Origin of the sequence: Azospirillum sp. 11R-A, from assembly GCF_049472615.1 — a bacterium.
GTDB classification, from domain to species: Bacteria; Pseudomonadota; Alphaproteobacteria; order Azospirillales; family Azospirillaceae; genus Azospirillum; species Azospirillum palustre.
Map to the genome: position 1 here is coordinate 1 of NZ_JBCEBL010000050.1, position 19,596 is coordinate 19,596.

Here is a 19,596-nt window from a genome sequence, read left to right on the forward strand (position 1 = left end):
GCGACACGCCCAGGATCGCGTTGGCGCCGAGCCGGCCCTTGTTCTCCGTGCCGTCGATCTCGATCATCGTCATGTCGACCGCCTCATGGGCGCCGGTGGAGGCGCCCGACGGCACCGCGGCGCGGCCGAAGGCGCCGGTCTCAAGGCTGACGTCGACTTCGACGGTGGGATTGCCGCGGCTGTCGAGGATTTCGCGGGCGCGGATTTCGGTGATGGCGCTCATGGGAAGGGATGTCCCGTTTCTTGAGGGAATGACAGTTCGCAGACGTGTCGGGAGAGGTTTTGAAGGGCCCGCGCTCAGCGCAGCTTGGGACGCCGGTAGATGAACCAGTAGACGGCACCCACCATCACCGCTCCGCCGATCCAGTTGCCGAGCGTGACCGCGGCGAGGTTGACCAGATAATGGCCGACCGGGATGGACGGCGCGGCGCGGCCGAGGTCGTGCCAGAAGCTGTCCGGCGCGCCCCATTCGATCAGCAGTCCGAGCGGGACGAAATACATGTTGGCGACGCAGTGCTCGAAGCCGGCGGCGACGAAGGCGGCGACCGGGAAGGTGATCGCCAGGATCTTGTCGCCGACGCTGCGCGCGCCCAGCGCCAGCCAGACGGCGAGGCAGACCAGCACGTTGCACAGGATGCCGAGGAAGAAGGCCTGGGTCGTCGGCAGCGAACTCTTCGCCACCGCGAAATACAGCGCCGAGGCGCCGACCGCACCATGGCCGAAGGTGTATTGCCCGGACAGGAAGACCAGCAGGGCGGTGCCGGCGGCGCCGACGAAATTGCCGATCCACACCGTGGTCCACACCCGCATCATCTCGCGGGCATGCAGCCGGCCGCTGGCCCAGGCCATCACCATCAGCGCGTCGCCGGTGAACAGCTGCGCGCCGCCGACGATCACCAGGATCAGCCCCATGGAAAAGACCAGACCGCCCAGCAGCCTGGTCACACCGTAAGGCAGCATGCCTTCGGCGCCCGACATGGCGACGGTGGCGAACAGGCCGCCCATGGCGATGAAGGCACCGGCAAGAACCGCCAGGGCGAACAGGGTGGGAGTGTCGTAATGTGCCTTCTTGACGCCGAGATTCTCGGCGGCGAGCGCGATGGCATCGGGCATCAGTGCGTCGAGAGTTTGCGGGGTGGGCTGGCTCCAGCCTCCCACATCCTTGCTGTCCATGTTCATCGGTCGATGTCCTCGCTGCCGCGCATCGGTGCAGGCCCGTCGGCGGGTTTCGCTCCCGTAATGTAGCTTTACTACATACTCCTGTCGGGAGGAGGCTGGCAAGCGCATCGCCTGAGCAATTCGGTCGCAGGGTAGGGGCGGGGATTGCTGGAGAGGTCACAGAAAAACAAGGAATTTAAAGGGCGGAGGCAGCGGCTCCCGCGTCACATGCGTCTCTGTAGTGTTGCTACATCATGGCCCCGCCGACTGCTCAGCGAGGGTGTCCGCAGACGATGAATTGGCCCCGGCCGGCATGTTTGGCCCGGTAGAGCGCATCGTCGGCGGCCTTCAGCAGATCCTGGGCGTTGTCCGCATCCCGCGGATACAGCGCGATGCCGATGCTGGCGCCCACAGTCAGGGTGTTGCGGCCGAGTTCGATCTCCGTCGACACCGCTTGGATCAGCTTGCCGGCAACGCGCTCCACATCTCGGAGTGACCCGGCGCCTTCCAGCAGCACGGTGAACTCGTCCCCGCCGATGCGCGCCACCAGGTCGGACGCGCGCAGGCCTGCCGTCAGACGTTCCGCCGTCACCCGCAGCACCTGATCGCCGGCATCGTGACCCAACCGGTCGTTCACCGGCTTGAAGCCGTCAAGGTCGATGAACAGCAGGGCAAGCGGCTGGCCGATGCGCTGGGCGTGGGCGAGCGCCGAGTCCATGCGGGCGAAGAACAGCCGGCGGTTGGGCAGGCCGGTCAGCGGATCATGGTTGGCGAGATGATCCTTTTCCGCTTCGCTGCGGCGAAGCGTCTCCTCCATCTCCCGCCGGTCGGTGATGTCGCGGGAGATGCCGACGACGCCCAGTATGTTGCCCCGTGGGTCGCGGCAGGCGGTCTTGAGCGTTTCCATCAGTCGGTGCCGGCCGTCGGGATAGACGAACCACTCCTCGCCGCGGGTCATCCCCTCCCGCATGGCACGCAGGTCGGTCTGCCGGCGACGCTCCGCCACGTCGCCATCGACCATGTCGATGTCGCGCAGGCGGCCATTCGAATTGAGGTGCCAGCCGACATAATCGAGGAAGGCGCGGTTGTAGTTCAGGAAGACGCCGTCGCGATCCTTGAAGAAGACGATGTCGGGCATCGAATCGATCAGGCTTTGCAGGACGGCACGTTCCTGATGCAATGCCTCCAGTGTGGCGCGCTGGTCGGTCACGTCTTCCATCAGCCACACCTCTCCGCCATGGGTGAGATAGGCGAAGAAGCGGATCCAGCGCCGGACGCCGTCCTTGCGGGTCACCTGCAATTCGGTCAGCACTGAGGCCTCCGCTTGCCGCGCGGCATCGTAGCGTTGACGAATTTCCCGGTCCTGGCCGGGATAGGCCGACTTGAACCATTCTTCCATCGTCGGCAACTCGTCCTGCCGGAAGCCGATCAGCCGTTCCGCCGCGCGGTTGACGAAAATCCGCTCGCCCTCGACATAGGCGGCGGCCATCGGCAGATTCTCGACCATCCGCGACAGGTGCAGCTTCGGCGCAGGCGTTGGCTCCATCCCCGCAAGCGGTCTTGCATGGACGAGCATCGCCAGACGCCCGTCCGTCAAGCGAAGCCCCGAACAGTCGCAGGCCAGGACGGTCTCGTCGGGACCCCCGTCCTTTCCCCGGTCGTCTCCCCTGGTGCCGACCGTCCAGCGCTCGCCGATCCGCCCGCCGTCCGACAGGCGCCGGGCATAATCGGGCAGGCGCTGCCGGACCGTTTCCGGCAAGCAACCGACAGCGGCCGGTTCCCGGACCGACCGGACACCCCAAAGGTCGCAAGCCGCCTGATTGGCCCACAAGGCATCGCCCGTCTGCAGATCGATGACCCAAACCGGATCGGAGATCAGGCAAAAGGCCGACAAATCATTCGTAGACCAATGACGATCTGGCAGATGGCTGGTGCAGGCCGCGGCGCCCATGGCAAAGGAAGCTCAAGGTGGAGATCGTCAACAGCATACGGGCGTAAACGTTAAATTCATGCGAATGCACTGTTGCAGGCCGGCCCGGATGGCGCCTGCATAGCGGCAGCGCATCGGGGCGTCTGTAATATTCGACTGCGCCTGAAGTCGGAAGCTTTCCGGCGATCCGCTCGGAAGGCCGGTCAGGGCAGATCCAATTCCTGGATGTAGCGGGTCAGCGCGCAACTGGCGTTGAGCATATGGGCGCGCATGCAACGTGCCGCCTCATCCCCGTCGCCGCGCGCCATGGCGGCCAGGATGGTTCCATGCTCGGCATGAGAGGTCGCCAGCCGGTCGCCGTGGCGAAGCTGGGTCCGGCGGAAGGCGGCGAGGCGGGCACGGACCCCGACCGCCTGTTCGGCCATGAACTGGTTGTGGGTAGCGTGATAGATCGCCTCGTGGAAGCGGCGGTTGAAGTCGTCATAGGCGTCGAGATCGCTGCCCCGCACCATCTCCGCCGCCGATTCATGCATGGTCTGCAACCGGCTGCGCTCCACCGGGGTGATGCGGTAGGTGGCGAGGCGGACGCACATCGCCTCCATTTCCGCCGTCATCTCGAACATGTCCATGATGCGCTCGGCCGTCATGGTGGCGACGACCACGCCGCGGCGCGGCCGGACCTCCACCATGCCGGTGGTGGCAAGCTGGCGCAGCGCCTCGCGCACCGGGGTTCGCGAGGCGCCGAACCGCTGGCCGATCTGCTGTTCGTCGAGCGGGGTGCCCGGTTTCAGCCGTCCGGTGGCGATCTCGTCGGCCAGCGCCAGCCGGATGACGTCGGACAGCAGGCCCTTGCCGTCCTCCGCGATGTCGCGTTCCGACTGGCCGTCCGGGAGAATGGCATCCATTGCGTACATAACCGCCTGTTGTTTCCGGTCTGCGTATGCGCAAACACCGGCTTATCCGCGAACCAGTATACAAAAAGTGCTTCGGCGGTCAAAATTATGTTTGCCCGCCTGATCGTCCATGATATGTATGCACTACAGTAGCGGCGGCTGAGATAAAAATACCTGAGTCCCGTTATCTTGGGACTTCGCATACATGAATGGTGTGCGCTCCCTCCGGGCAAACCATCGGCCGCCGTCGTGACTTCGTGCCCGGCCATCTCCGGACGGCATGTCCGGTTCTCTGCCCCGCGATTGGGCAGCCGGGCCGCATGAAACGACGAAATGGGGAAACGCACATGATGGGACGACACGGAACTTTCATTCCAATTGCCATGCCAACAGCTGCTGCGGCCACCGCCGGGACGGAGGGCGCGCCATGGTGATCTTCGGCACCGCTTTGCTGGCGGGCTGCTATCTGCTGGGCGTGCTGCTCGGCGATATCCTGGGGGCGCTGATCGGGGTCAAGGCCAATGTCGGCGGTGTCGGCATCGCCATGATGCTGCTGATGGCCGCCCAGTACCACATGCGCAAGCGCGGGCTAATGCGGCCGGAGACGGAGAAGGGCGTTACCTTCTGGGCGATGATGTACATCCCGGTGGTGGTCGCCATGGCCGCCACCCAGAATGTCATCGTCGCCGTCAAGGGCGGCCCCATCGCCCTGCTGGCCGCCTTCGGCTCGGTCGCGCTCTGCGCCTGCGTCATCTCCCTGATCAACCGCGCGATCCGCCGGAGCGGTGCCGCCGCCGCCTGGCAGGCCGGCGCGCCCGCCGCCGAACTCGAATAGGGAGACCCGGCATGCTCGACAAATTCATGCATGAGATCGCGGAGAACCAGCTGGTCGCCGCCTTCGCCGTCGTCGGGATCATCGTCTGGGTCTCCAACCTGCTGGCCCGCCATCTGACCGGTGGCCGGGTTCACGGCTCGGCCATCGCCGTGCTGGCCGGACTTGCGCTCGCCTATTGGGGCGGGCTGGTCACCGGCAAGACCAAGGGAATGGCCGACCTGACCATGTTCGGCGGGCTGGCCCTGATGGGCGGGGCGATGATGCGCGACTTCTGCATCGTCGCCACCGCCAGCGAGGTGCAGATCGACGAGGCGCGCAAGGCCGGCTGGCTCGGCTTCATCGGCCTGTTCCTCGGCACCGTGCTGCCCTTCATCGTCGGCGTCGCCGTCGCCATGGCCTTCGGCTACACCGACCCGGTGGCGCTGACCACCATCGGCGCCGGCGCCATCACCTACATCGTCGGCCCGGTGACCGGCGCCGCCATCGGCGCAAGCTCCGACGTCATGGCGCTGAGCATCGCCACCGGAGTGGTCAAGGCGATCCTGGTCATGGTCTTCACCCCCGTCCTGGCCGGCTTCATGCGGCTGGACAACCCGCAGGCCGCGATGGTGTTCGGCGGGCTGGCCGGCACCGTCAGCGGCGTCAGCGCCGGGCTGGCGGCGACCGACCGGCGGCTGGTGCCCTACGGCGCCCTGGTCGCCACCTTCCACACCGGCCTGGGCTGCCTGATGGGGCCGTCGGTCCTGTTCCTGGCGATCAAGGCGATCGTCGGCTGATTTGAGACCCCAATTCCAACCCGCCCGTTTCGAGCACAGCGATGAAGGAAGCTGACACCATGCGCGACTGGAACCTGCAGGGGCGCAACCGCGACGCCCGGCTGGCCCGCGCCGCCAGCCTTGTACCATCTTCGACCGGGGGCAAGCGCGTCGCCACCGCCGACGCCCGCGCCCTGCTGGAAGCGGTGCTGGAACCGGGCGACCGCGTCTGCCTGGAGGGCAACAACCAGAAGCAGGCCGATTTCCTGGCCCGCACCCTCGCCTCGGTCGATCCGGCCCGGGTAAACGGCCTGCACATGGTCCAGTCGGTGCTGGCCCTGCCGGAGCATCTGGACGTCTTCGAACGCGGCATCGCCGCGAAGCTGGACTTCTCCTTCTCCGGTCCGCAGGGGGCGCGGCTGGCGCGCATGGTGGCGGACGGGCGGATTTCGGTCGGCGCCATCCACACCTATCTGGAGCTGTTCGGCCGCTATTTCGTCGATCTGACGCCGCGGGTCAGCCTCGTCGCCGCCCAGGCGGCCGATGCCGTTGGCAACCTCTACACCGGCCCCAACACCGAGGACACTCCGGTCATCGTCGAGGCGACCGCCTTCAAGCGCGGCATCGTCATCGCCCAGGTGAACGAGCTGGTCGACAGCGTGCCGCGCGTCGACATCCCCGGCGGCTGGGTCGATTTCGTCATCCAGAGCCCGACGCCGCACTATATCGAACCGCTGTTCACCCGCGATCCGGCGCAGATTTCGGAAATCCAGGTGCTGATGGCGATGATGGCCATCAAGGGCATCTATGCCGAATACGGCATCCAGCGGCTGAATCACGGCATCGGATTCGACACCGCGGCCATCGAGCTGCTGCTGCCGACCTACGCGGAATCGCTGGGGCTGAAGGGGAAGATCTGCCGGCACTGGGCGCTGAACCCGCACCCTGCGCTGATCCCCGCCATCGAGGCCGGCTTCGTCGAGAGCGTCCATTCCTTCGGCTCGGAGCTGGGGATGGAGGCTTATATTCGGGCGCGGCCGGACGTGTTCTTCACCGGGGCCGACGGCAACATGCGCTCCAACCGGGCGATGTCCCAGGCCGCCGGCCATTATGCCTGCGACCTGTTTATCGGCTCGACCCTGCAGATCGACCTCGCCGGCAACAGCTCCACTGCCACGCTGGGGCGGATCGCCGGCTTCGGCGGTGCGCCCAACATGGGGGCGGATGCCCGCGGACGGCGCCATGCCAGCCCGGCTTGGCTCAAGGCTGGGCGGGAGGCGCGCGGCGACGGCGGGCAGATGCCGCGCGGCCAGAAGCTGGTCGTCCAGATGGTGGAAACCTTCCGCGAGCATATGCAGCCGGCCTTCGTCGAGCGTCTCGACGCCTGGGACCTGGCGGAGAGCGCCGGCATGGAACTACCGCCGGTGATGATCTACGGCGACGACGTGACCCACATCCTGACGGAGGAGGGCATCGCCAACCTGCTGCTCTGCCGGACGGCGGAGGAACGGGAACAGGCGATCCGCGGCGTCGCCGGCTACACGCCCGTGGGGCGCGGGCGCGACCGCCGCATGGTGGAGAACCTCCGCGACCGCGGCGTCATCCGCCGGCCGGAGGATCTGGGCATCGACAAGCGGCTGGCGACCCGCGACCTGTTGGCCGCGCGGTCGGTCAAGGACCTCGTGCGTGCATCGGGCGGCCTGTACGACCCACCCAAGCGCTTCCGCAACTGGTGAGCCTTATCCCATGGAAATCCTGAGCTTCGAATATCGCGGCGGCCGTCCCGTGGCGTCCCCGCCGCCGTCCGTCCTGGTGGGCGTCGTCGGCTCCGGCAATCTGGAGGTGCTGGTGGAACCGGCGCCGCTCGGCGGCATCTGCCGGGTCGAGATCCAGACCGCGGCGGTCGGCTTCGGCACGACATGGCAGGCCGTGCTGGACGACGTGTTCGCCCGCCATCCGCTGGCCGATGTCCGCATCTCCATCAACGATGTCGGCGCCACGCCGGCCGTGGTCAGCCTGAGGCTGGACCAGGCCTTGGACGCCTTCGCCGGAGGGTCGCAACCATGAGCAGCTATTACGAGGACAGCGCCCGCGGCAGGCTGGACGGGCTGCTCGACCCCGGCAGCCTCATCGAGATCCTGCCGCCGACCGAGCGCATGGTCAGCCCGCATCTGCGCCAGCTCGACACGCCGGCCGCCTTCGATGACGGCATCGTCGTCGGTGAAGGCCGTCTGGCAGGCCGCCGCGTGCTGGTCGCCGCCCAGGAAGGCGGCTTCATGGGCGGGGCGGTCGGCGAGGTGCATGGCGCCAAGCTGACCGGCCTCTTGGAGCGCGCGCTCGACACCCGTCCCGCCGGCGTGCTGCTGCTGGTCGAATCCGGCGGCGTCAGGCTGCACGAGGCCAATGCCGGGCTGATCGCGGTGTCGGAGGTGATGCGCGCCGTGCTGGCCGTGCGGGCCGCCGGCATCCCGGTGATCGTGCTGGACGGCGGCACCTTCGGCTGCTTCGGCGGCATGGGCATCGTGTCGCGCCTGTGCGACGCGGTGGTGATGAGCGAGGAGGGGCGGCTCGGCCTGTCCGGCCCCGAGGTGATCGAGACCACCATGGGGGTGGAGGAGTTCGACAGCCGCGACCGCGCGCTGGTCTGGCGCACCGTCGGCGGCAAGCACCGCTACCTGCTGGGCGAGGCGGCGACCCTGGTCGAGGACGACGTTGCCGCCTTCCGCGCTGCAGCTCTCGCCTTGCTCGACCAACTGTCAGACCATGGGCCCGACCTGTCGCTGGCGGCACTGGAGGCGGAGCATGCTGCGCTGGGCAGCCGGCTGGAGCGTTTCGGCGGCTGCCGCGACGCGCTCGACATCTGGGAAAAGCTTGGGGTGGAGGAACCGGAGAAACTGCCGATCCTCGACACCGCCAGCTTCCTCGCAACCGTCCGCGACCGGAGGGCCTGAGCCATGGACGTGAGCACTCTTCTGGACCGGCTGTTCCCGGACGGGCACGACACCGCCGCAGATGGCGTCTATTTCGACGGTACCGGCCGGGTCTTCGGCACCGAGGTGGCGGTGATCGGCACCGTCGACAACACGCCCATCGGCATCGAGCTGGCCTTCCGCATGGCCGGCGCGGTGCTGGAGGTGGTGCGCCGCCACCCCGGCCGGCCGATCCTGCTGCTGGTCGACACCCAGGGCCAGCGGCTGAGCCATCGCGACGAACTGCTGGGCATCAACGGCTACATGGCGCATCTGGCGAAATGCATCGACCTCGCCCGGCGCAACGGGCACCGCGTGCTCGGTCTGGTCTATGGGCAGGCGGTCAGCGGCGGCTTCCTCGCCACCAGCCTGCTGGCCGACCGCTGCTACGCCCTGCTGGACGCCGAGATCCGGGTGATGAACCTGCCGGCGATGGCCCGCGTCACCAAGATCCCGCTGGAGCGGCTGACGGAGTTGAGCGCGTCCTCGCCGGTCTTCGCTCCGGGGGTGGAGAATTACCGCCGGATGGGCGCCATCGCCGCCCTGTGGCAGGGCGATCTCGCCGCCTGCCTTGCCGAGGCGCTGGCAGCCCCCATCGACGGCGACCCCCGCCGGGCGCTGGGCGAGGAGCGTGGCGGCCGGCAGCTTGCCCGCAAGGTGGCCGATCGGGTGCGGCATGATGCGGCCTGAACTCCTTCATTGGCCGCGCCACGGCTGGGTCCGGTTGGGGGAGGGCTGGGCGGACCGCCTGCGCTCTCCCCTGGCTTCGGCGGAGCGGGCGGAGGCCGAGGACTGGTGCCGGGCCGGCCGGCCGCTGGTGATCGCGCGCGGCCGGCCGGGCGACGGAGAGGGAGAACTTCGGCTGGGGCTCGCCACGCCGGACAAGCGGCGGATCGGCCTGCATGTGGCGGTGGATGCCGTGGCCGAGCGACTGGAACCGCTGGCGTTGGCAGAGGCGGCAGTGTCGGCGCCGGAGGCATGGCGGCGGATGCTGGCGGATCTGGCGCGGCGGGCGCAGGAGTTGGGGACGGCTGCCGCTGTCTATGGCTCGCTGGCGTGGCAGCACCGCACCGGCCTGCGCTATGTCCGGCCCGAGTCCGACATCGACCTGCTGTTCGCCCCGCACGACCGCCGGCAGTTGGAGGGCCTGCTGGAACTGCTGATGGCGGTCGGCAATGACTCTCCGCGCCTGGATGGCGAAATCCTGCTGCCGGACGGTGCTGCGGTCGCGTGGCGGGAACTGGCCGACCGGCCCGCCCGCCTGCTGATGAAGGGGGCGGCGGAGGTGGGATTGCGCGACCTTGCATCCGTGCTGGCGCTGTTCGACCGGGAGGAGGCCGCATGATCCGCAGCAATGCCGCATCCACCCCGGTTTCGTCCCACAATGCGTGTCCGCTCGCCGCGATGGTCGGACGGACGGCGGTGCGCGCGCTCTATGCCGAGCTGGCGCTGCATCCCAAGCCGGGGCTGGTCAGCCCGCTCGACAGCGGCAGCCATGACGACATGGACATGGGCACCTTCCTGCGCAGCCTGTTCGCCCTGCGTGGCTATTTCCGCTCCATCGCCGCCGCCGGTGCCGAGGGGGCCGGCTTCGCCACCCTGCGCGATCTCGGCATCGCCGCCGAACGCCGGATGCTCGCGGCCACCGGCGGCATCAACACCCATCGCGGCGCGGTGTTCGGCATCGGCTTTCTCGCCGCGGCGGCGGGTTGGCGGATGCGGCGCGGTCGGACGCTTCGCGGCGCGGCGCTGGGCGGAACCGTCGCCGACCTGTGGGGCGCCGATATCCTGGGCGCAGCACCGCAGGCCCCCGTCAGCCACGGCGGGCTTGCGGTTCAGCGTTACGGAGTGCGTGGCGCCCGGCAGGAGGCGGCGGAAGGGTTTCCCACCCTGTTCACCCTGGCGTTGCCCGCCCTGGACCGCGCGCTGGCGGACGGCGCCGATCCGGAGCGGGCACTGGTGCAGACCCTGTTCTCACTGATGGCGGAGTTGGAGGACACCAACCTGCTGCATCGCGGCGGTCCCGCCGGGCTGGCCTTCGTCCAGGGCGAGGCCGGTCGCTTCCTCGACCGTGGCGGGGTGTTCCGGGCCGACTGGCGGGCCGAGGCGCTGGCCCTGCACCGTGCCTGCGTCGCCCGCCGCCTGTCCCCCGGCGGCAGCGCCGACATGCTGGCGGCGGCGCATTTCGTCCACGCCCTGCGCGAGGGCTGGGCATGAGTTTGGGCATCCTCTGCTCCGGCCAGGGCGGGCAGGGGCCGGGCATGCTCGACCTGCTGCGGCGGGAACCTGCGGCGCAGGCGGTTCTGGATCGGGCCACCGCAATCATGGGCAAGGATCCGCGCGCCCTCGTCGCCGGGCCTGAGGCCGAGATGCAGCGCAACGCCGTCGCCCAGCCGCTGCTCTGCGCCGTCCAGGCGGCGACCTGGGCGGCGCTGCATCCGCTTCTGCCGCCGGTGCGGGCGGTGGCCGGCTACAGCCTGGGGGAACTGTCGGCCTATCGGGTCGCCGGCGCGCTCGACGTGGATGAGCTGATACGGCTGGCGATCCGGCGGGCGGAAACGATGGACCGCGCCGATCCGAAGCCGGGTGGGCTGCTGGCTGTGCGCGGTCTCGACCGGTCCCGGCTCGAAGCGGTCTGCCGCGACTGCGATGCCGATATCGCCATCGAGAATGGTGCGGACCGGTTCGTGGTCGGTGGACGTAGGACGGTGCTGGCCTTGGTGGAGCGGGTGGTTCTGGCGTTGGGCGCCGCGGTCACGCCGCTGCCGGTCACCGTCGCCTCGCACACCCGCCTGATGGCGCCTGCGGCGGCGGAGTTCGGCCCAGTCCTGGCGGCAAGCGGACTGCAAGCGCCACCGCTGCCGGTGCTGGCCGGCATTGACGGCACCCCGGTTTACACGCGCGAGCGGGCGGTCGCGGCGCTGACCCGGCAGATGACGGAGACCGTCGCCTGGGCCGCCTGCCTGGACGGGCTGGTCGAGATGGGCTGCACCGTCCTGCTGGAAACCGGCCCAGGCAACGCGCTGGCGCGGATGGCCGCCGAGCGGCATCCGGACCTGCCCGTCCGCTCCGTATCCGATTTCCGCAGCTTGTCCGCTGCCGCCGCCTGGGTGGAGCGGCAACTCGGCTGAGCGTACCGTCAGCGCGCGGCCGGCTTCGGCCCCAGCACGCAGGCGACCGCGGCGAGGATCAGCACCAGCGCCGCCGCCAGCCGCGGCGTCACCGGGTCGCCCAGCAGCAGCACCGCACCGCCCACCCCGACGACCGGGATCAGCAGGGTGCTGACCGCCGCCTCCCCCACCGTCAGGCGGCGGACGGTGACGTACCACAGCGCCTGCGCCACGCAGATCGAGCAGACGATGTGCCAGGCGAAGCCGGCCCACACTGCGGGATGAAGCTCGGCCAGCGTGGGCCGCACCTCCGTTGCCGCCAGCCCGATCATCGGCAGGGCGCAGATCACATATTGCCAGCCGGTGATGACCATCGGGTGGGTACGCCAGACCCGCCGCTTCATCACGATGGTGCCGAGCGCCCAGGCCACCGCCGACACCAGCATCACCGCCGGCCCGGCCAGTTGTGACGGCGGCGCCGACAGCGCCTCCGGCCCCAGCAGCACCAGCAGACCCGAGAGCCCGCAGGCCAGCCCGACGATCTGGCGCGGTCCCGGCCGCTCTCCCAGCAACGGGATCGCCAGCAACGTCGCCCACACCGGCATGGTGAAGGCGACGATGGCCGCCTGCGAGGTCGCCATCAGGCTCTGGCCCAGCGCCGTGCACAGGTTGAAGACCAGCACGTTGCACAGCCCCGCCGCCACCAGCGCCGGCCATTCCCCCCGTTCCACCCGCAGCCGGTGCCCGGCCAGCCGCGCCGCGCCCAGCAGCAGCACCGCCCCGGCGGTGAAGCCGATGGCGCGCAGGCTGAAGATCGGCATCTGCGTCAGGATCGTCTTCACCGCCGGCCAGTTCAGGCCCCAGAACAGGCTGATGACGGCGATCAGCAGGTATTTGACGGGATCGCGGCCGGCGCCGCTGGCGGCGATTGCGGTCATGCGGCTGTCTTGCCTTCAAAGCCGCCCTGGAACCCGTCCAGGAAGCTCGACAGGTTGGCCGACAAATCGTCGATGGCGTAGCCGCCCTCCTGCACCAGAACCGTCGGCAGGCCGGTGGCGGCGAGCAGCGCGCCCATGCGGGCGAAGCCCGGCGTGGTGACGCCGAAGGCGGCCAGCGGGTCGTCGATGAAGGTGTCGAAGCCCAGCGAGACGAACAGCATCTCCGGCGCGAACCGCCGGATCGCGTCCAGGCCCTTGCCGATGGTCGCCAGCACCGTCGCCTCGTCGCTGCCGATGGGCAGCGGCAGGTTCAGATTGTAGCCCTCGCCGCGGCCGATGCCGCGTTCCTGCGCATAGCCGGCCATGTGCGGATAGAACTCGGCCGGGTCGCCATGGACCGAGACGAAGAACACGTCGTCGCGCTCGTAGAAGATGTCCTGCGTGCCGTTGCCGTGATGGACGTCCACATCGATGATCGCCACCCGTGCCGGCCGCCCCTGGGCGCGCAGCAGTGGCAGCACCGACTCCGCGGCGACGGCGACATGGTTCAGATAGCAGAATCCGCCGGCCATATCGCGGGTGGCATGGTGCCCCGGCGGCCGGCACAAGGCATAGGCCGCGCTGTCCGCCCCGGTGGCAACCAGCTTCGCCGCGTGGATGGCGGCATTGGAGGCGGCGCAGGTGGCGGCCCAGGTGCCCTCACCGATGGGGCAGGCGGTGTCGAACATGTGCCAGCCGGCCTGACCGACGATGCCGGTCGGGTAGTTGGGGGCCGCCTGCATCCGGTGGACGTTGGGCAGCACGACGTCGCCCATGTCGCCAGTCGCTACCCAGCGCGCATGCGCCGTCTCCAGGAAGGCGAGATAGGCGGGTGTGTGCACGGCGGCGCGGGGAGCGGAGCCGTAATCGTCGGGCAGGATCAGCGTCTCGCCGCGCTTCTCGATCAGCGAGGCCAGCGCGCCGACCCGTTCCGGCTTCTCCGGCAGGGCGCGCAGCAGGCCCTTGTTGAAGTAGGTGGCGGGACGGTGCAGGGCGGCGTCGGGGTGATGGACGAACTTCATCGGGGGACTCTCCGGAGAACGGACAGGCTCAGGGCTTTCCAGCCGTGGCGACCAGCGTTTCGAACAGCACGGCGGCGCCGCGGGCACCGTCGGCGGGGGAGATGTTCTCAATCTCGTTGTGGCTGATGCCGTCCTCGCAGGGGATGAAGATCATCGCCGTCGGCACCTTGCCCGCCACATAGACCGCGTCATGGCCGGCGCCCGACACGATGTCGCGGTGGCTGAAGCCGAAGCCGCCGGCCGCCTCGCGCACCCGGTCGACCAGTGGCTTGGCGAAGGGCGTCGGCGGGAAGTGCCAGAAATCGGCGATCTCGGCGCCCACCCCGTTCTGCTCGGCAATCGCGGCGACGGCGGCGCGGAAGCGGCGGTCCATGTCGGCCAGCGTGTCGGCGTTCGGGTGGCGCAGATCGACGGTGAAGAAGACGCGGCCGGGGATGACGTTGCGCGAATGCGGGTGGACATCGAGGATGCCGACGGTGGCGCAAGGATCGCCCGCGGTCTCCAGCCCGACCCGCTGCACCGCCTGCACCATTGCTGCTGCGGCGACCAGCGCATCGCGGCGCAGGCGCATCGGCGTCGGGCCGGCATGGGCCTCGACACCCGTCACCGTCACCTCGTACCAGCGCTGGCCCTGCGCGCCGGTGACGACACCGATCTCCTTGCCCTCGACCTCCAGCACCGGACCCTGTTCGATGTGGGCCTCCAGATAGGCGTGCATCGGGTGATCGACCGGGGCGTCGCCGGCATAGCCGGTGCGGACCAGCTCGTCGCCCAGCCGCGCGCCGTCCTGCGCCACCTTGTCGAGGATCTCCTCCAGCGTGAACACGCCGGTAACGACGCCCGATCCCATCATCGGCGGCGAGAAGCGCGAGCCCTCCTCGTTGGTCCACACCGCGACCTCGACCGGGTGCAGGGTGTCCACCCCGCGGTCGTTCAGCGAGCGCACCACCTCCAGCGCCGCCAGAACGCCGAACACGCCGTCGAAGCGCCCGCCGGTCGGCTGGGTGTCGAGATGGCTGCCCATCACCACCGGGGCCAAGCTGTCGTCGCGGCCCTTGCGGCGGGCGAAGATGTTGCCGATGCGGTCGACCGTCACGGTGCAGCCGGCGGCCTCGCACCAGGAGACGAACAGGTCGCGGCCGGCCTTGTCCTCGTCCGACAAGGCGAGGCGGCAACTGCCGCCCTTGGCGGTCGCACCGATCTTCGCCATCTCGGCGAGGCTGTCCCACAGGCGCTGGCCGTCGATGGGCAGATTGGAGGGGAGGGACATGGAAACTCCACGCAGAATTTTTCGTTGAAAGGCAGGGGGGAGCGGGAAGCGGTCAGGCCGCTTCGCGCCGCTCCCGTGCCCGTAGGTCGACCATCGCCAGCACGGCGCGCAGCATCGGCACGTCCACGCCGCAACGCTCGGCCAGCTCGATCACCGAGCCCAGGATCGCGTCCAGCTCCAGCCGCCTGCCGGCCTCATAGTCCTGGAGCATCGAGGTCTTGAAGTCGCCGACACCGGCGGCCATGGCGATGCGTTCGTCCACGCTGGTGGTGAAGATCACGCCCAGCTTTTCCGCCACCGCCTTGGCCTCCAGCATCATGGCGCGGCCGGCTTCCCGCGTGCCGGGGTCGTTGCACAGCCGGCCCAGCGTCGATCCGGTCAGCACGCTCAAGGGGTTGAAGGCGAGGTTGCCCCACAGCTTCACCCAGATCGCCTGCCGGATGTCGGCGGTCTTCGCCGGCTGGAATCCCGCCTGCCCGAACAGCGTCACGATGCGGTCCACTGCCGTATTGTCGCGGTCGCCGGCATCGCCGAACACGAAGCGCTGGTCGCTGACATGGCGGATGCGGCAGGGACCGTCACCCTCCACCGCGACGAAGCTGGTCGCCCCCACCACCCGGTCGGGGTCGATGGTGCGCCACAGCAGCCCGTCGGGATCGACGCTGGCGAGCGGCCGGTCGGCCAAAGGGTCCGGCTGGCGGTGCGGGTACCACCAGGGGATGCCGTTAACCATCGGTACGATGGCGGTCTCCGGCCCCAGCAGCGGCGTCAGCGTGTCGATGGTGCCGCGCAACGCATGGGCCTTGACGCAGAGGAACACCAGATTCTGCGGCCCCAGCGACAGGCTGTCGTCGGTGACGCGCGGGCTGAGCCGGGCGACGCGGTTCAGCGGCGTCACCATGGTCAGGCCGTTGCGGCGGATGGCGGATGCGGCGTTCGGCCGGGCGACCAGCGTCACCTCGGCCTCGGTGGCGCTCAGCCGGGCGGCCAGCAGACCGCCGACCGCGCCGGCCCCGATGATGGCGACCTTCATTCAGTGCGCTCCTGCAGGGGCTTGCTGGAGATCCTCCGGGATGTGCCAGGCCTTGCCGGGGATGGCGTCGAGCAGGCTGCGGGTGTAGGCGTCGCGCGGATGGGTGAACACGTCGCGCGCGGTGCCCATCTCCACGATCTTGCCGCGGCGCATCACCGCGATGGTGTCGCAGACCTGAGCCGCCACCCGCAGATCGTGGGTGATGAACAGCATGGCGAGGTTCAGCCGTCTGCGGATGTCGTCCAGCAGGTCCAGCACCTGCCCCTGCACCGACACGTCGAGCGCCGAAACCGGCTCGTCCGCCACCAGCAGCTTCGGCTCCATGGCGAGCGCGCGGGCGATGCCGATGCGCTGGCGCTGGCCGCCGGAGAACTCGTGCGGGAAGCGGTCGGCGGCCGAGCCGTCGAGCCCGACCATCGCCAGCAACTCCCGCGCGCGTGTCAGCGCCCTGTTGCGGTCCTCGCCGAAGGCCACCGGGCCTTGCGCCACGATGTCGCCGACGCGGTGGCGCGGGTTCAGCGAGGCGTAGGGGTCCTGGAACACCATCTGCACCGCCCGGCGGTAGGGCCGGAAGCCCTTGCGGTCGAGTGCCAGCAGGTCGGTGCCTTCGAACAGGATGCGGCCCGAATCCGGCTTGATCAGCCCGACGATGGAGCGGCCGAGCGTCGATTTGCCCGACCCGGATTCTCCGACCAGACCGACGGTTTCGCCGGGATGGATGGTCAGCGACAGGTCGTCGCCGGCCACCACCTGCTTGGACTTCTTGAACAGCCCGCCACCGACGTTGAAGACCTTGCGCACCTTGTCGGCGACCAGCAGCGGCGCGCCCGTCCTGGCATGGTCGTCGCGGTGCTCGATGTAGTGCGGGACCGAGGCGATCAGCTGCCGGGTATAGGGATGCTGCGGCCGGTTCAGCACATCCGACGCCGCGCCATATTCCACCAGCTTGCCGTGGCGCATCACCGCCACCCGATGCGCGATCTCCGCCACCACGCCGAAATCATGGGTGATGAACATCATGCCCATGTGGCGTTCGGCCTGGATCGAGCGGATCAGGTCGAGGATCTGCTTCTGGGTGGTGACGTCCAGCGCCGTGGTCGGTTCGTCGGCGATCAGGATGTCGGGCTGGCAGGCCAGCGCCATGGCGATCATCACGCGCTGGCGCTGGCCGCCCGACAGGCGGAAGGGATAGGCCTCGGCCAATTCGGCCGGGTTGGGAAGCCCGACCTGGGTCAGCAGTTCCACCACGCGGGCGCGGCGGGCGGGGGCGGGCAGGTCGGTGTGTTCACGCAAGGACTCGCCGATCTGGCGGCCGACCCGCATCAGCGGATTCAGCGCCGTCATCGGCTCCTGGAACACCATGGCGATGCGGCCGCCGCGAAGGCTGCGCTGCTCCGCCTCCGGCATGGCCAGCACGTCCTTGCCCTTGAACAGCAGGCTGCCGCCGGCAACGCGGACATGGGGGGCAGGCAGCAGCCCCATCATGGCGTGCGCGGTCATCGACTTGCCGGAGCCGGACTCGCCGACCACGCAGAGGATCTCGTCGGGGTTCAGGGTGAAGGTCAGGTTGTCCACCGCCAGCGGGCGGTCGGCGCCCGGCGGCAGCGCGATGCTGAGGCCGCGCACATCGAGAAGAGGCGTGGTCATGGCTGCGGTCTCCGTCGGGGTACGAAGCAGGTCGAGTTCGCTCATCGGATCACCCCCGCGACCGGGCGAGCTTCGGGTTCAGGGCGTCGTTCAGCCCCTCGCCGACGAGGTTCAGCGCCAGCACGGTCAGCACGATGGCAAGGCCGGGGAAGACGCTCATCCACCAGGCCTGCCGGATCACCGTGCGGGCGGCACCGATCATGTAGCCCCAGCTCATCGCGTTGGGATCGCCGAGGCCGAGGAAGCTCAGCGAGCTTTCCAGCAGGATGGCGGTCGCCACCATCAGCGAGGCCGACACGATGATCGGCGACAGGCTGTTCGGCAGGATCTGGCGCAGGATGATGGTGCTGTTGCTCTGGCCGGTGGTGATGGCGGCCTGGACGAATTCGCGCGAGCGCAGGCTGAGGAATTCGGCACGGGCCAGACGGGCCAGCGGCGGCCAGCTGACGATGGCGATGGCGAGCACGATGGTGGTCAGGCTGGGGGTGAAGATGGCGACCAGCACCACAGCCAGCACGAAGTTGGGGATGGTCTGGAACAGCTCGGTGAAGCGCATGATGGCGTCGTCGACCTTGCCGCCATGGAAGCCGGCCAGCGCCCCCAGCGTGACGCCGATGGCGAGCGCCGCGGCGGTGGAGGTCAGGCCGATCAGCAGCGACACCCGCGCCCCATGGGCGATGCCCGACGCGATGTCGCGGCCCAGCATGTCGGAGCCCAGCAGCGCATCCTCCGACAGCGGCGGCTGGAAAGGTGCCGTCGCCATCTCCCACGGGTCGCCGGGGAAGAAGACGGAGGCGAAGGCGGCCAGCACGACGATGGCGATCAGGATCGCCAGCCCCAGGACCGCGCCCTTGTTGCGGGCGAAGGCCCGCCAGAAATCCGAATTCATCATTGCGACACCTGGATGCGCGGATCGACGAGGCCGTAGAGGATGTCGGTCAGGATGTTGAAGAGGATCACCATGATCGATGTGACCAGGAAGATGCCCAGCAGCACCTGATAGTCGCGCTGAAGCACCGCCTCGAAGGCCAGCCGGCCGATGCCGGGCCAGGCAAACACCGTCTCGATCAGGATGGAGCCGCCGACCAGCTGTCCGGCCTGGATGCCGGCGACGGTGATGACCGGCAGGATGGCGTTGCGCAGGACATGGCGGGTGACGATGCGGCCCTGCGTCAGCCCCTTGGCCTTCGCCGTCTTGACGAAGTCGAGGCTGCGCACCTCCAGCATCGAGGCGCGGGTCAGGCGCGCATAGCCCGCCATGTAGAACAGCGCCAGCGTGATGACCGGCAGGATCAGGTGGACCGCCACGTCCGCCACATGCGCCAGTCCGGTGTAGCCGGCGCCGATGGTCTCATAGCCGAAGGCCGGCAGCCAGCCGAGTTGGATGGAGAACAGGAGGCTCAGCATCAGCCCGATCCAGTAGATCGGCGTGGCGTAGGCCAGCAAGGCGATGACGGTGATGGCGCTGTCGGCCCAGGTGCCGACGGTGACCGCCGCCAGCGTGCCGAGCGCCACACCGGCGGCGAGCGCCAGGATGAAGGCGGTCAGCGTCAGCACCAGGGTGGCCGGCAGCCGTTCCGCCAGGATGTCCCAGACCGGCCGCTGCTGGCGGTAGGAGAAGCCGAGATCGCCCTGCACGACCTTGCCGATGTAGGTGCCGAGCTGTTCGTAGAGCGGCCGGTCGAGCCCGAACTGCTCGCGCAGCTGCGTCACGAACTTTTCGTCGGCGGCCCCCGCCTCGCCCGCCATCACCATGGCCGGGTCGCCGGGGGCGGCATGGACGAGGAAGAAGTTCATTACCACGATGGCGATCAGGATCGCGGCGGCCTTGACGAGGCGGCTCGCGAAGAGTTGGGCGAATCCCAGCATGGGCAGGTTCCTAATTCAATCGCCGCGCTCTTACCCCCTCTCCCCCCAGGGAGAGGGTCGGGGTGAGGGGGATGCATAGCGTGGATTCTTGGAGAAGGGCCGCCGCGCGGGGGGGGGGGGGGGGGGGG

At 69.1% G+C, this 19,596-nt stretch carries 19 protein-coding genes and 2 pseudogenes; 9 read left to right on the forward strand and 12 right to left on the reverse strand.

Annotated features, from left to right (window positions below; translation table 11 throughout):
• The 5 genes and pseudogenes from eno to VH569_RS34185 all read right to left on the reverse strand — a co-directional run.
• Positions 1-223, reverse strand: a pseudogene (gene eno / locus VH569_RS34165) (phosphopyruvate hydratase); the annotation flags it as partial.
• Between the two features lie 74 nt (positions 224-297).
• Positions 298-1,179, reverse strand: coding sequence for a formate/nitrite transporter family protein (locus VH569_RS34170; RefSeq protein ID WP_423321610.1), 882 nt, complete (start codon positions 1,177-1,179; stop codon positions 298-300).
• 250 nt (positions 1,180-1,429) lie between these two features.
• On the reverse strand, positions 1,430-2,917 hold the full coding sequence (locus tag VH569_RS34175; protein WP_423321639.1) for a diguanylate cyclase domain-containing protein: 1,488 nt from the start codon (positions 2,915-2,917) through the stop codon (positions 1,430-1,432).
• Positions 2,918-2,944: 27 nt separating this feature from the next.
• Positions 2,945-3,109 (reverse strand): annotated as a pseudogene (locus VH569_RS34180) (PAS domain-containing protein); the annotation flags it as partial.
• 182 nt (positions 3,110-3,291) lie between these two features.
• Entirely contained in the window at positions 3,292-3,993 is a 702-nt protein-coding gene (locus tag VH569_RS34185) for a GntR family transcriptional regulator (protein WP_377805460.1), read from the reverse strand.
• A gap of 415 nt (positions 3,994-4,408) precedes the next feature.
• On the opposite strand from VH569_RS34185, the gene madL reads away from it, so the two are divergent.
• The 9 genes from madL to VH569_RS34230 are packed head-to-tail and all read left to right on the forward strand — an operon-like array spanning position 4,409 to position 11,671.
• Positions 4,409-4,816 carry a malonate transporter subunit MadL gene (madL, locus tag VH569_RS34190; protein ID WP_423321611.1) on the forward strand — a complete coding sequence of 136 codons (408 nt, stop codon included), beginning with the start codon at positions 4,409-4,411 and terminating at the stop codon, positions 4,814-4,816.
• Between the two features lie 11 nt (positions 4,817-4,827).
• Positions 4,828-5,592, forward strand: coding sequence for a malonate transporter subunit MadM (madM, locus tag VH569_RS34195; protein WP_423321613.1), 765 nt, complete (start codon positions 4,828-4,830; stop codon positions 5,590-5,592).
• A gap of 41 nt (positions 5,593-5,633) precedes the next feature.
• Complete coding sequence (mdcA, locus tag VH569_RS34200) at positions 5,634-7,307, forward strand: malonate decarboxylase subunit alpha (RefSeq protein WP_423321614.1); 1,674 nt, start codon at positions 5,634-5,636, stop codon at positions 7,305-7,307.
• Positions 7,308-7,317: 10 nt separating this feature from the next.
• Complete coding sequence (gene mdcC / locus VH569_RS34205) at positions 7,318-7,638, forward strand: malonate decarboxylase acyl carrier protein (protein WP_423321615.1); 321 nt, start codon at positions 7,318-7,320, stop codon at positions 7,636-7,638.
• On the forward strand, positions 7,635-8,522 hold the full coding sequence (locus VH569_RS34210; RefSeq protein ID WP_423321617.1) for a biotin-independent malonate decarboxylase subunit beta: 888 nt from the start codon (positions 7,635-7,637) through the stop codon (positions 8,520-8,522). Before mdcC ends, VH569_RS34210 begins: the two co-directional genes overlap by 4 nt.
• A 3-nt stretch (positions 8,523-8,525) precedes the next feature.
• Positions 8,526-9,230, forward strand: a complete 705-nt coding sequence (mdcE, locus tag VH569_RS34215) for a biotin-independent malonate decarboxylase subunit gamma (protein WP_423321619.1) — start codon at positions 8,526-8,528, stop codon at positions 9,228-9,230.
• Positions 9,217-9,885, forward strand: a complete 669-nt coding sequence (gene mdcG, locus VH569_RS34220; RefSeq protein WP_423321621.1) for a malonate decarboxylase holo-[acyl-carrier-protein] synthase — start codon at positions 9,217-9,219, stop codon at positions 9,883-9,885. The genes mdcE and mdcG overlap by 14 nt, the downstream gene beginning before the upstream one ends.
• Complete coding sequence (gene mdcB / locus VH569_RS34225; protein WP_423321623.1) at positions 9,882-10,757, forward strand: triphosphoribosyl-dephospho-CoA synthase MdcB; 876 nt, start codon at positions 9,882-9,884, stop codon at positions 10,755-10,757. The genes mdcG and mdcB overlap by 4 nt, the downstream gene beginning before the upstream one ends.
• Positions 10,754-11,671, forward strand: coding sequence for an ACP S-malonyltransferase (locus VH569_RS34230; protein WP_423321625.1), 918 nt, complete (start codon positions 10,754-10,756; stop codon positions 11,669-11,671). The genes mdcB and VH569_RS34230 overlap by 4 nt, the downstream gene beginning before the upstream one ends.
• 8 nt (positions 11,672-11,679) lie before the next feature.
• On the opposite strand, the gene VH569_RS34235 is transcribed toward VH569_RS34230, so the two are convergent.
• The 7 genes from VH569_RS34235 to VH569_RS34265 are packed head-to-tail and all read right to left on the reverse strand — an operon-like array spanning position 11,680 to position 19,468.
• Positions 11,680-12,588 carry a DMT family transporter gene (locus tag VH569_RS34235; protein ID WP_423321627.1) on the reverse strand — a complete coding sequence of 303 codons (909 nt, stop codon included), beginning with the start codon at positions 12,586-12,588 and terminating at the stop codon, positions 11,680-11,682.
• Positions 12,585-13,649 (reverse strand): histone deacetylase family protein, encoded by a 1,065-nt coding sequence (locus VH569_RS34240; RefSeq protein ID WP_423321629.1) that lies wholly within the window; start codon positions 13,647-13,649, stop codon positions 12,585-12,587. The genes VH569_RS34235 and VH569_RS34240 overlap by 4 nt, the downstream gene beginning before the upstream one ends.
• Before the next feature lie 28 nt (positions 13,650-13,677).
• Positions 13,678-14,919 (reverse strand): Zn-dependent hydrolase, encoded by a 1,242-nt coding sequence (locus tag VH569_RS34245; RefSeq protein ID WP_423321631.1) that lies wholly within the window; start codon positions 14,917-14,919, stop codon positions 13,678-13,680.
• A 52-nt stretch (positions 14,920-14,971) separates the two neighbouring features.
• Complete coding sequence (locus tag VH569_RS34250) at positions 14,972-15,952, reverse strand: ketopantoate reductase family protein (protein WP_423321633.1); 981 nt, start codon at positions 15,950-15,952, stop codon at positions 14,972-14,974.
• The gene (locus VH569_RS34255; RefSeq protein WP_423321635.1) at positions 15,953-17,599 is read right to left on the reverse strand and encodes an ABC transporter ATP-binding protein; all 1,647 of its coding nucleotides are present in this window, start codon (positions 17,597-17,599) and stop codon (positions 15,953-15,955) included.
• Positions 17,600-17,648: 49 nt separating this feature from the next.
• Positions 17,649-18,491, reverse strand: coding sequence for an ABC transporter permease (locus VH569_RS34260; RefSeq protein ID WP_109448228.1), 843 nt, complete (start codon positions 18,489-18,491; stop codon positions 17,649-17,651).
• The gene (locus VH569_RS34265) at positions 18,488-19,468 is read right to left on the reverse strand and encodes an ABC transporter permease (RefSeq protein ID WP_423321637.1); all 981 of its coding nucleotides are present in this window, start codon (positions 19,466-19,468) and stop codon (positions 18,488-18,490) included. Before VH569_RS34265 ends, VH569_RS34260 begins: the two co-directional genes overlap by 4 nt.
• Positions 19,469-19,596 lie beyond the last annotated feature (128 nt).